The organism is Massilia aurea, from assembly GCF_014200505.1.
GTDB lineage: Bacteria > Pseudomonadota > Gammaproteobacteria > Burkholderiales > Burkholderiaceae_D > Telluria > Telluria aurea_B.
The window spans coordinates 1949095-1960826 of the sequence record NZ_JACHBX010000001.1 but is presented as its reverse complement, the minus strand read 5'-3'; the positions used below and the strand labels follow the sequence as shown (position 1 = coordinate 1960826).

Annotated in this window: 9 protein-coding genes; 7 read left to right on the top strand and 2 right to left on the bottom strand. The window is 63.4% G+C overall.

Going from position 1 to position 11732, the window contains the following annotated elements; translation table 11 throughout:
• The first annotated feature begins 8 nt into the window (after positions 1-8).
• From recB to HD842_RS08630, 4 genes are all read left to right on the top strand, one after another.
• Positions 9-3659: an exodeoxyribonuclease V subunit beta gene (gene recB, locus HD842_RS08645; protein WP_183553143.1), complete on the top strand. Its 3651-nt coding sequence runs from the start codon at positions 9-11 to the stop codon at positions 3657-3659.
• Positions 3646-5571 carry an exodeoxyribonuclease V subunit alpha gene (gene recD, locus HD842_RS08640; RefSeq protein WP_183553141.1) on the top strand — a complete coding sequence of 642 codons (1926 nt, stop codon included), beginning with the start codon at positions 3646-3648 and terminating at the stop codon, positions 5569-5571. Before recB ends, recD begins: the two co-directional genes overlap by 14 nt.
• A gap of 422 nt (positions 5572-5993) precedes the next feature.
• Positions 5994-6668 carry a hypothetical protein gene (locus HD842_RS08635; protein WP_183553139.1) on the top strand — a complete coding sequence of 225 codons (675 nt, stop codon included), beginning with the start codon at positions 5994-5996 and terminating at the stop codon, positions 6666-6668.
• A gap of 91 nt (positions 6669-6759) precedes the next feature.
• The gene (locus tag HD842_RS08630) at positions 6760-7026 is read left to right on the top strand and encodes an EexN family lipoprotein (RefSeq protein WP_183553137.1); all 267 of its coding nucleotides are present in this window, start codon (positions 6760-6762) and stop codon (positions 7024-7026) included.
• 427 nt (positions 7027-7453) lie between these two features.
• Here the strand turns inward: HD842_RS08630 and HD842_RS08625 are convergent, their stop codons facing one another.
• Entirely contained in the window at positions 7454-8032 is a 579-nt protein-coding gene (locus HD842_RS08625; protein ID WP_183553135.1) for a hypothetical protein, read from the bottom strand.
• Between the two features lie 115 nt (positions 8033-8147).
• On the opposite strand from HD842_RS08625, the gene HD842_RS08620 reads away from it, so the two are divergent.
• Together HD842_RS08620 and HD842_RS08615 are read left to right on the top strand one after the other, a co-directional pair.
• Positions 8148-8810, top strand: a complete 663-nt coding sequence (locus HD842_RS08620) for a thiol:disulfide interchange protein DsbA/DsbL (RefSeq protein WP_183553133.1) — start codon at positions 8148-8150, stop codon at positions 8808-8810.
• A 39-nt stretch (positions 8811-8849) separates the two neighbouring features.
• Positions 8850-9377 carry a GNAT family N-acetyltransferase gene (locus HD842_RS08615; RefSeq protein WP_183553131.1) on the top strand — a complete coding sequence of 176 codons (528 nt, stop codon included), beginning with the start codon at positions 8850-8852 and terminating at the stop codon, positions 9375-9377.
• Between the two features lie 49 nt (positions 9378-9426).
• On the opposite strand, the gene HD842_RS08610 is transcribed toward HD842_RS08615, so the two are convergent.
• Complete coding sequence (locus HD842_RS08610; protein WP_183553129.1) at positions 9427-10392, bottom strand: serine hydrolase; 966 nt, start codon at positions 10390-10392, stop codon at positions 9427-9429.
• Between the two features lie 335 nt (positions 10393-10727).
• Here HD842_RS08610 and HD842_RS08605 point away from each other — a divergent pair, with 335 nt between their 5' ends.
• Positions 10728-11696 carry an IS1595 family transposase gene (locus HD842_RS08605; protein WP_183553127.1) on the top strand — a complete coding sequence of 323 codons (969 nt, stop codon included), beginning with the start codon at positions 10728-10730 and terminating at the stop codon, positions 11694-11696.
• Positions 11697-11732 lie beyond the last annotated feature (36 nt).

The following is an 11732-nucleotide window of genomic DNA, read 5'->3' as shown; positions in this document are numbered from 1 at the left end:
AAAAAAAGATGAGCACCAAACTTGAACCGGTCGATTTCCCGCTGCACGGCTCGCGTCTGATCGAAGCGTCGGCCGGCACCGGCAAGACCTGGACCATCGCCGCGCTGTACGTGCGCCTGGTGCTCGGGCACGGCGGGGATGATGCGTTCGCGCGCCCACTGCTGCCATCCGAGATCCTGGTGATGACCTTCACCCGCGCCGCCACGCGCGAACTGGCCAACCGCGTGCGCGAGCGGCTGGTGCAGGCAGCAAGCTACTTCCGCGGTGAACTCGACGTGGCCGACCCGTACCTGCACGAGCTGGCCGCCAGCTACACGGCAGGCAGCGAGCGCCAGATCGCCGGGCACCGCCTGTTCATGGCCGCCGAGACGATGGACGAAGCAGCGATCTTCACGATCGATGCCTGGTGCCAGCGCATGCTGCGCGAGCACGCGTTCGACAGCGGCAGCCTGTTCGACGAAGAACTGGTCAGCGACGAGCGCGAACTGTTCGAGGACGCCGCGCACGACTACTGGCGCCAGCAGGTCTATCCGCTGGGCGCCGAGTCGCTGGCGGTCGTGATGGACAGCTGGCGCGATGTCGAGGCACTCAAGACGAGCGTGCGCGAGCTGGTGCGGCGCGACGCCTTGCTTGGCGCACCCGCGACCGAACCACTGAAGCAACTGGTGGCGCGGCTGGCCAAGGCGCAGCGCGAAGCGCTGCTGCGCCTGAAGGATGGCTGGTTCGAGCGCGCCCACGCCATGGAGCGCTGGATCGCCGGTCACCGCGAGCGCCAGCCCAAGTGCTTCAACGGCAACAAAATGCGCGCCGATTCGCTCGTCAAATGGTTCGAAGCGCTGCGCGCGTGGGCCACGGACCCGGCGCGCCACATGCCGGACCTGACCGACACGGCGTGGCGCCGCCTGACGCCGGACGGCATCGCCGACGCGTTCAGCAAGGACTTTTCGACCGAGGTGCCGGACTGTTTCGACGCCACCGCCGTGCTGCAGGCCAGCCTGGCCGCGCTGGACCCGATCGCCCACGCGCTGCTGCGCCACGCCGCCGGCCATATCGGCGCGCGCATGCAGGAACTCAAGCGGCGCAACCGCCAGTTCGGCTTTGCCGACATGCTCGAACGCCTGAAGGTGGCGCTCGAAGGCGAGAACGGCGCCGCGCTGCGCGCGCGCATCGTGGGCCAGTATCCGGTGGCGCTGGTCGATGAATTCCAGGACACGTCGCCCGACCAGTACCGCATCTTCGACCTGCTGTACCGGGTCGAAGCAAACGACGCAGAGCATGGCCTGTTTTTGATTGGCGACCCGAAGCAGTCGATCTATGGCTTTCGCGGCGCCGACATCCACAGCTACCTGGCCGCGCGCCGCGCCACCGCTGGCCGCCACTACCAGCTCGACACCAATTACCGCTCGACCGCGCCGCTCGTGAGCGCCGTCAATGGCCTGTTCCTGCATGCCGAGGACGCGCATCCGGGCGCTGCGTTCCGTTTCCGGCGCGGCGACGACAACCCGCTGCCGTTTGACGCGGTCAAGGCGCAGGGCCATCGCCGCCATCTCGTGGGCATGGGCGAGGCCACCGGCGCGCTGTCCGTGAACATCATGGACCGCGCCGACCTGAAGGCCGACGACTACCGCGATGTGTTTGCCCATCACTGCGCCGAGCACATTGTCGGTCTGCTCAACGATGCGCGCGTGGGCTTCGAAGACGACGACGCTGGCGCAGGTTCCACGTTTACGCGCCTGATGCCGGCCGATATCGCGATCCTCGTGCGCGACCGGCGCGAAGCCGGCGCCATCCGGCGCGCGCTGATGCGGCGCAAGGTGGCCAGCGTCTACCTGTCCGACAAGGACTCGGTCGTCGAGAGCGACGAAGCGGCGGACGTGCTGCGCTGGCTGTACGCGGTAGCCAATCCGCTCGATGGCGCGTTGGCGCGGGCGGCGTTTGCCACCGCCACCGCCGGTCTGGGGCTGGCCGAACTGGCGCAGTTCTCGCACGATGAGATGGTCTGGGAAGCGCGCGTCGAGCAACTCAAGGCCCTGCACGGCAGCTGGCAGCGCCAGGGCGTGCTGGCGATGCTGCGCCGCTTCATCCACGAACTGGGCTTGCCGGCGCGCCTGCTGCGCGAGCCGGGCGGCGAGCGGCGCCTGACCAATCTGCTGCACCTGGCCGAACTGCTGCAGGAAGCCAGCAGCCAGCTCGAAGGCGAGCAGGCCCTGATCCGCTGGTTTGCCGAACAGATCGACGGGCTGGGTTCGAGCGGCGACGAGCGCGTGCTGCGACTGGAGAGCGACGCCGAACTGGTGAAGGTCGTCACGGTCCACAAGTCGAAAGGCCTGGAATACCCGCTGGTGTACCTGCCGTTTGCCGTCACGGCGCGCGCCACCAACCGCCGCAACCGCGCGTTCTTCGAGTACGTGGACGATGCCGGCATGCGCCATCTCGACCTGGCCCTGACCGACGACGCGCTGGCGGCCGTTGACCGCGCGCGCATCGAAGAAGATCTGCGCCTGCTGTACGTCGCGCTGACGCGTGCGCGCCACTTCCTGTGGCTCGGCGCAGCGGCCGTCTCCGGCACGCGCAAGGGCGAGAACAAGCTGCACGAATCGGCCCTTGGCTATTTGCTGGCCGGCGGCGAGCCAATAGCGGCCGAGGCGCTGCGCGCGCACTTCAATGTCGTGGCGGGCAGCGCCGACGGCATCTCGCTGCACGCGTTGGCTGAACTGGATGCGGTGACGATGCTGTCGCGCCAGGACATCCGCCCAGACCTGCTCGATGCGCCGCGCTACCGCGCTGAATTCGAGCGCGACTGGTCGGTCGGCTCGTTCACGTCGCTCACGCGCCATGCGATCGCGCCGCCCACACCCATGCGCGCGCAGGACCAGACGCTGATGGAAGACGTGCCGCAGGCAGCCACGCCGCCCCGCATCGAAGACGCGCCGTGGCACCGCTTCCCGCGCGGATCGGTGCCCGGTAACTTCATGCACGAGCGGCTCGAATGGCTGGCGCGCGAAGGTTTTGATTGTCTGGACGACCCGAACTGCGAGGCGCGCCTGGTGCAGCATATCGAGCGTGCGGGCTGGGGCCATCGTCTGGCCGATGCACTGGCGTGGCTGCGCGAGATCGTCGATACGCCGTTGCCGCCATTGAATGCGCGCCTGCGCGACCTGCATGGCGTGCTGCCCGAGATGGAGTTCTGGTTCCCGAGCGAGCACCTCGATCTGCAGCGCCTGGACGCGCTGTGCCGCAGGCATCTGCTGGGCGGGCTCGAGCGGCCCGTTCTGCCCGAGCGTGTGTTGCACGGCATGCTCAAGGGCTTTGCCGACCTGGTGTTCGAGCACGAAGGCCGCTACTGGGTGCTGGACTACAAGTCCAATGCGCTGGGGCCGGGCGACGCGTCGTACAGTCAGGCAGCGATGAGCGCCGGGATGGCCGAACACCGCTACGAGATCCAGGGCAGCATCTACCTGCTGGCCCTGCACCGGCTGCTGCGCGCGCGCCTGGGTGACGCTTACGAGCCCGAATACCAGCTGGGCGGCGCCGTCTTCATGTTCCTGCGCGGGATTGCGAACCCGGCCACGCGCGGGTGCTGGGTGCTGGCGCCCGACCTCGACCTGCTGGATGGACTGGAACGCTTGCTGGACAAGGATGCACATGGCAGAGCTTGACGCCGATATCGATGGTCTGTGGCGCGAAATCGGTGCGCTGACCGAAGCGGGCGAGCTGCGTCGCCTGTCGGGCGCGTTCGCGCGCTTCATCGCGCAACTGGGCGACGCGCCGTCCGCGCTGATCCTGGCGGCGGCGGTGCTGTCCGAGCTCGAAGGCCATGGCCACAGCTGCCTGCAGCTGGGCGACCTGGCCGCCGGGCCGACGCTGCTGCTGGGTTGGAGCGACGATGCATGGCGTCAGCTGGCGCAGGCGGCCGCGCCGCTGCCCCGGGGCGTGGCGGGTTGGAGCAAGCTGCTGGCGCATTGCCAGCAGGTCTGGATCCGGGGCGAATTCGATCTCGACCAGCCGCTGGTGCTCGATGGCCAGCGCCTGTACCTGCGGCGTTACTGGCGCGACGAGACGCTGGTGGCGCAGGCCGTGCGCGAGCGCGCGGCGGCTACGCATCCGGTGGATACACCGCTCGTGCGCAGCTGGCTCGACAAGCTGTTCGTGGCGCAGCCTGGCGCGCAGGGACCCGACTGGCAAAAGCTCGCCTGCGCCGTGGCGCTGCGCAGTTCGGTGGCAATCATCACGGGCGGTCCCGGCACCGGCAAGACCTACACGGTGGCGCGCCTGCTGGCGCTGTTGTTCGCGACGGCGCCGGAAGCAGGGCGCCAGCGCGTGGCACTGGCGGCACCAACGGGCAAGGCGGCGGCGCGCCTGAAGCAGTCGATCGACAAGGCATTGAATGAGCTGGCCGACCGCGTCGGTAGCGATCTGCCGCTGCGCGAGCTGACAGCGCGCATGGGCGCCGCGCGCACGCTCCACAGCCTGCTCGGCGCGCGCCCCGACACGCGCGCGTTCGCGCACCACCGCGGCAATCCGCTCGACGTCGATGTGCTGATCGTCGACGAAGCATCGATGGTGCACCTGGAAATGATGGCCAGCCTGCTCGATGCACTGCCCGTTGGCGCCACGCTGATCCTGTTGGGTGACAAGGACCAGCTGGCGTCGGTGGAGGCGGGCGCCGTGCTGGGTGACCTGTGCCATGCGGCGCACGAAGGCCACTACAGTGCAGCGACGATCGCCTACATCGAGGCCGCGAGCGGCGAGATCATCCCGGACATCTATCGCGGCGACGGCGGCGCGCTGGCCCAGCAAACCGTGATGCTGCGCTACAGCCGCCGCTTCGGCGGGCCGATCGGCCAACTGGCGCTGGCAGTCAATGGCGGCGACACCGCGCGCGCCGAACAGGTCCTGCGGGCCGGGGAAGAGAGCGTACGCTGGCTCGAACATGCGCAGCCGGCCCAGCTCCTGCAACTGGCGCATGCCGGGTATGCGCCGTACCTGCAATTGCTGCGCGACGGCGCCAGTGGCGAGCACGAAGACTGGGTGCGCCGGATCCTGCTCAGTTTCGAGACCTTCCGTATCCTGTGCGCGGTGCGCGATGGCGAGTGGGGCGTGACGGGCCTGAACGAGGCCATCGAAAAGCGGCTCGCGGCGAGTCACTTGCTGCGCCATGGCGCCGAGTGGTATGTCGGCCGCCCGGTCATGGTCACGCGTAACGACTACTCGACGCGCGTGTTCAACGGCGATATCGGCGTCACGCTTCCCGATCCGGCGCGCGCTGGCGCGCTGCGCGTCTACTTCCTCGAGGGCGACGCCGTGCGCAGCGTGCTGGCCACGCGCCTGCGCAATGTCGAAACGGCGTTCGCGATGACCGTGCATAAATCGCAGGGCTCGGAGTTTCGCCACACGGTGCTGGCGCTGCCACGCGAGCGCAACGCAGTGCTCACGCGCGAGCTGGTCTACACCGGCATCACGCGCGCCAGCGAGGTGTTCACGCTGGTGACGCCGGGCGGCGACGTGCTGCAGGAAGCGATTGCCAGCCGCACGCACCGCACGAGTGGCTTGCGCGATCTGGTGGCTTAGGGCAGCGCTGATCAATCAACGTTTTCAGAAGGTTTTTGACATTTTTGGTTACTCGACCGTTATGCAGTTCGATTCCGCTTTTCAGAAGCCTATACGCAAGCTTTTTGGGTAAGTTGCGGTATTTCTGTCGCCTTTTGGGGCTCAGGGCACAATTCGGGTTTCAGTGACATTAAATCGCTGAAGATGGGATGATGAAAGGCTTTGCGATCGCGTCCACAATCGTGAACCATGACACAGCGACCAATCCGATGTACACCCTGCGCCGCTTCCAATAACGGAAAAAAATTAATGACTACTTCAACTACTCTGCTGCTTGTGGTCATCCCCGAGCACCAAAACAAAGCCACCGGTTACAACACTTTGGCGCTTGAGCAGCTGCTGCGCTACAACCGAAAGGCTGTCGACGCCGGAACTACGCCCTCGTGGGTACCGATCTGCGAAGTGGCGGACCCTGCGAGCGGCAGAACGCAAAGCTGCGCGTGAGGAAGCTCGAAAAAAACGCATCAGTCGGCGGGAAAAAGAGCGCTTGGATCGAACAATGCCGGATCAGCCTTTCCGGTGTCTCAACAATGGTGGAGCCGCAAATTGCGGACGTAGGCCAGATCGGTTGGCCACCTGTAACCTGTGTAGCAGGACCGGCACCCTGTAAATCTCGGAAAACGACCTGGTGCCGAGGAGGCGCCCCGAGCCTGCCGGAAGCCGAGAAGAGATCACAAAAATTGAATATACGGCCTCTAAAATCTATGTTCGTTCTGTCGCTCGCTCAGCTATGCCCATCTGCATACGCTCAGACGGAAGAACTATGCCTTGGCATTGGAAAGTTCGCCCAGTCAGCGGCAAACCTGATGCACCTTGGTCAGCCCGAAGAACAAGTATTGGCGATCATGCTCGATCCTGCGATGTCCGACTCCAAACGCCCAAAAGCGCAGCAGAAGATGCTTGATGAACGGGATACGGCCGTCGTTAACTGGGTCTATACGGTCCGCCCGAGTGCACCGCATGCTCGAGCGACTGTCTACGCAAAGTGCATGGCCGGAGGTCTCGGTTCACTGGATATGGCCAAGTTCAAGGCGGCCGGCAAGAACAAACAACGTTAGCGGAAAACCGCGCACAGCAGCACCCACGGCCCGCATGACGGGCCTGGTGCATTGAGGGCCGGCATAGTGCTGGCGACAATAGGAGAATATGATGAAAAAAAACGTATTGATTTTTGCAACGCTCGGAACGCTTTCCTTTTTGGTAGGCTGCAATGATGAAAAAATTTCGGAGCCTACGCAAACCGTCGATTGGTACAAATCGCATCATGCTGAGCTAAAAGACGTTCTAGCGAAATGCAAAAACAATCCAGGTGAACTAGCTGCGACACCTAACTGTGTTAATGCGAAATTAGCAGATAAACAATTGTCTATGGGAGACTCAAACAAAGCAATCAAGCCTAAGCCTTTGACCTTCTAGAACAAATAGCGCGCTCAATCAAGAGGGTTGATATGAGTGTGCAGATGATGCAAGCATTTTTTCACGGAAAAGTGATGTGGTGAGAAGTTGTGGAGACGATGCAAATCACTAATTTTTATCAGTTATCCAAAGAGGAGTTGGTGACTTTTATTGCAGATAATTTTGTTCTTTTCGACAGCGAAAGAGCACCAGGATTTCCGAGGAACATACATTTCAACTTGGAGAGCGACTCCTTTCAGTTCTTCCGCAATCCTAACGGATTCGCGGACGTGTCCACTATTGACAGTACACCTCACTTTTCCTTGACGGCGTATTCGAGGTCAGAGAAGCTCTTTTTCATGATCAATGGCATGCAGGGAGCATAGCTTTCTTGTCTCAGGTTGCGGCGCCGGCGGGAACGGGAGCGGCCAGATTTATCAGCGTTTCCCTAGGGACGTAGGGAGGAGCCCGACTGCACGTCTGACAGCTTTTCCATCACGTACGACAGCCACCTGTCATTCGGATCAGGCCGGCCGCGTACCGTTGCGATATGCTCGAAGCTGCGCCAGGTAGCGGGCTTGCCGCGAAAGATCAGATAGCTTTCTCCCACGATGAAGTCCGGTCGCAGTACGCAGTCAGCATCGTTGTACAGACGGCCTCCGCCGCGCTCCCAGAACGCGGCGTCGCTATGGTCGCCCGAGGACGGTGGGGGCCGGGTCATGCCTCGTGCACCGCTGATGGTAAAACGTTGCTCCGGCAAACCGAGGATGCGCTGCTGTACTTCGAACGTGTAGTCGACCGACTGGCGACCACTACCGGAACGTAGCGGCGACGGTATTGCCTCGACCACCCTGGCAACAGAGACATCGGTGGCCATCGCAATCTGCTGCTCCGGTGTAACGACTTGTTCGACTGGCGGCACGCTGCAGGCCTGACCTGGCGCGCTGGCCATGAGGTTACATGCCAGTGCGAATACCAGCGCGGCACCGGTCCGGTGTACGACGGCTGAAGAATTGAATCGTGTCATGTGGCTGCGCCTTTCGCGATCATCCGGGAACCTATCGTATCAGTTGAGAAGCACAAGCGGCATCCGCTCGATGGAAGTTCGCTAGAATAGCGCTTTCAAATGTGGAAGGATTGTCATGCGCGCCCTGCGATTTGCCCTCATCACCGCCACCCTGGTGGCCGGCCTTGCCAACGCCTCGCCAACCGCACCGCGCGATGGCGCGGACTTCACGACGCTGGCTGCGCCGCAGCCAACCCAGGTCGAGGGCAAGAAGGTCGAGGTCATCGAATTCTTCGCCTATCACTGTGGCGCCTGCAATGCGTTCGAGCCGACGCTGAAGAACTGGGTCAAGCAGCAGGGCGACCGGATCGCGCTGCGCCGCGTACCGCTGCCGTTCCAGGGCCCGGCCGATCCGGAAGCGCGCCTTTTCCTGACGCTCGAGGCGATGGGCAAGCTCGATGCGTATCACGGGCGCGTCTTCAATGCCGTGCACGTCGAGCGCAAGCGCCTGATGAAGGACGCCGACATCATCGCGTGGGCCGGCGAGAATGGACTCGACAAGGCGGCGTTTGCCGACACGTGGAACTCGTTCGGCGTCCAGACCAGGCTCAAACGCCTGAGCCAGATCGTCGACGCCTACAAGGTCACTGGCACTCCGACGGTCGTCATCGACGGCACGTATGTCGTGTCGCCATCGCAGGTGCAGCAGGCGAACAGGATCCAGGATGCAGGCGACGTCATGGCGGCGACCGGGCAGGTCATGGATGCGCTCGTGGTCAAGGCAGCCGCAACCCGGTAAAACGTGCCGGGCCGGATGTGCAATGAACAGGGGCGTCCCATGCTGGTTTCCACCGATTTCGTCCTCCGCCCTTATGTCCCTGGCGATGCGCCGGCACTGGTTGCGGCCATCGTCGAGTCGACGCCGACGCTCGCGCCGTGGATGCCCTGGGCGACGGCGCAGTTTTCAATGAGCGATGCTTTGGCCTGGATCGCGAGCTGCGAGAAGGGACTGGCGGACGCGACGTGCTTCGAGTTCGCTATCTTCGACCGTACATCCGGCGTGTTCGTCGGCGGCTGCGGCCTCAACCAGATCAACGGGTTGCACGGATTCTGCAACCTGAGTTACTGGGTGCGCCAGTCGTGGCAGCGCAAGGGCGCAGCGTCGGCGGCGATTCGCGCGCTCACGGATTACGCATGGACGGAACTTGACGTGCAGCGTCTCGAAATCGTGGTCGCCGTTGGTAACGACGCGAGTCTGAACACCGCACGCAAGGCCGGGGCGTTCGACGAAGGCATCGCGCGCAAGCGGCTCAAATTGGGCCGGCAGTGGGTGGATGCCCACATGCTGTCACTCGTCAAACCGTGAGCACAAAAAAAAGGGGCCTCGCGGCCCCTTGATCCTACCAATCGTCTGATCAGTCGCGGCGCTTGCGCGTCGTCTTGACCTTGGCGACCTTGCGGTTCTTGGTCGCCTGGACCTTCGACTTGACGACCTTCGTCCGGGCTTTTGCTTTCACACTGCCGGCACTGGCCTTGATGCGCGGACCGCCGGTGGCGGCGCGTGCAGCGCTCGCCACACGGGCCACGGGCGCGGCGTCGCCGGTCATGAAACGGCGGATGTTCAGTGCGTCGAGCACGCGGGCCGACGACGCGCCGGCATTGAGCAGCACGAGCGTTGCCTTCTTGCCGGCTGCCGTGATGTTCATGATCAGGCAGCGGCCCGCTTCGTTCGTGTAGCCGGTCTTTGACAGGCCGATGTCCCAGCCCTTGGCGCCTACGAGGCGGTTGGTGTTGTGGTATTCAACGCCGCGGCCGTTGATGTCGATCGTTTCCCTGGTCTCGGTGGTCATGCGCACGATATCCGGATACCTTACCGAGGCGACGGCCATCTTGACCAGGTCGCCTGCGGTGGAGCGGTTGTGCGGCGACAGGCCGGTCGGCTCTTCGATCGTGGTCTGGGTCATGCCCAGCGCGCGGATCTTTCGGCGCACGGCCGCCTTGAAGGCTTCGTTACCGCCCGGGTAGGTGCGGGCCAGCGCGGCGGCAGCGCGGTTGTCCGAGGACATCAGCGCCAGGTGCAATACGTCGCTGCGCGAGATGCTGGCGCCGACCGGCACGCGCGAGCTGCTGAACTTGACGCGGTCGACGTCGTCGCGGTCGATCTCGATCTGCTCGTTCATGTCGAGCTTGGCGTCGAGGACGACCATTGCCGTCATCAGCTTGGTCAGCGATGCAATCGGGACGACCGTATCGGCATTTTTTTCAAGGAGGATTTTGCCGGTGTCGTTTTCAACGACGAGGACGGACTGGGAGCCGAACGGCACGGCGAATGCCGCGGCCGACAACGTCATCAGGGCCGTGGCGAACAGGTGTTTGATCATGTCTGTCTGGAATCTGGGTTGAGGTTGATGGAGCTGGGCGCCGGGCGGCGCGGATCAACATCTGTTTCTAGAGCAACTAGAAGGCAGGCAAGATAGCATTCATCGGCTACGCATGTCTATGGTGCACAAGAAAATTCCCCTGTCTAAACCCAATTTTCTATCGAAATAGGGCATTGCAGGTGCATATTATTAATAGGGCATGACGCACAGAAATGTCGACTGACGTGGTCGGGATGATCAAATGCAAAGGCGCAGTCAACGTTAAATAGAGACTAGCTTTGAACTGCCGAGTAGTTCAATGGTCCAACCCCTGTCCCCAGCGTCAGGAGTCGATCATGAAAGCGCCACGTTTCAAAGGCTGGTTCGCAAAACTGCCTTCGCTGAACCAGCCGCAGCGCCGGCAAGTGCTGGATGCCCTGCATCCTGCAGCCGGGCTCGATCAGGTGGTTGCGCTCATCACTGAGGTCAGAGAGCCCGGCCGCTGCTGCCCCAGATGCGGCAACGAGCACTGCTATCGGCATGGTTTCGCCAACGACTTGCAGCGCTATCGTTGCTGCTCCTGCGGCCGTACCTTTAACGACCTCACCGGCACGCCGCTGGCGCGGCTCAGGCACAAAGCCAAATGGCTGGCGTATTCGCAGGTGCTGCTCGATTCACTCCCTGTGCGCAAGGCCGCAGACCGGGTCGGCGTACACCGCAACACCGCCTTTCGCTGGCGCCACCGCTTCCTGCATTGGGTCAAGCTCGACCGGCCCGTGCTCCTGAATGGCATCGTCGAGGCTGACGAAACATTCCTGCTCGAGTCACAAAAAGGTTCGCGTACGCTCGATCGGCCACCGCGCCACCGCGGCGGCCATGCTGCCAAACGGGGCATTTCCAGCGAATTGGATTGCATCCTGGTCGCGCGCGACCGCGAAGGGCGCACCATTGATGCCGTCACCGGGCGCGGTGCGCTCAAGACTGCGCAACTCGAGCGTGACTTGCTACCCAGGCTCGCCAGGCAGGCCTTGCTGGTCAGTGACGGCCATCCCGCTTACCGCGCGTTTGCACTCAAGCACAGGATCGCGCACGAGGCGGTCAATGTGCGCGCCGGTGTGCGTGTAAGGCGTCTGGGCAGCCTTGCCATCCACGTGCAGAACGTGAACGCCTACCACCAGCGCTTCAAGGCCTGGCTACAGGGCTTTCGTGGCGTGGCATCGCGCTACCTGCCCAATTACCTGGGCTGGCGCTGGGCGCTTGATGGAGAGCGGGTTATTTCGGCGGAACAGTTGCTTCGCATTGCCATCAGCGTCATCAACAGATAACGCTGACTGAGCCAATGCAAACAGCCCTGCGTGTGG

Excerpts from the sequence above, each read along its gene's own strand:
- recD (WP_183553141.1), top strand. The coding sequence starts at position 3,646 with ATGGCAGAGCTTGACGCCGATATCGATGGTCTGTGGCGCGAAATCGGT.
- HD842_RS08625 (WP_183553135.1), bottom strand. The coding sequence starts at position 8,032 with ATGACACGATTCAATTCTTCAGCCGTCGTACACCGGACCGGTGCCGCG.
- HD842_RS08615 (WP_183553131.1), top strand. The coding sequence starts at position 8,850 with ATGCTGGTTTCCACCGATTTCGTCCTCCGCCCTTATGTCCCTGGCGAT.
- HD842_RS08630 (WP_183553137.1), top strand. The coding sequence starts at position 6,760 with ATGAAAAAAAACGTATTGATTTTTGCAACGCTCGGAACGCTTTCCTTT.
- HD842_RS08610 (WP_183553129.1), bottom strand. The coding sequence starts at position 10,392 with ATGATCAAACACCTGTTCGCCACGGCCCTGATGACGTTGTCGGCCGCG.
- HD842_RS08620 (WP_183553133.1), top strand. The coding sequence starts at position 8,148 with ATGCGCGCCCTGCGATTTGCCCTCATCACCGCCACCCTGGTGGCCGGC.
- HD842_RS08605 (WP_183553127.1), top strand. The coding sequence starts at position 10,728 with ATGAAAGCGCCACGTTTCAAAGGCTGGTTCGCAAAACTGCCTTCGCTG.
- recB (WP_183553143.1), top strand. The coding sequence starts at position 9 with ATGAGCACCAAACTTGAACCGGTCGATTTCCCGCTGCACGGCTCGCGT.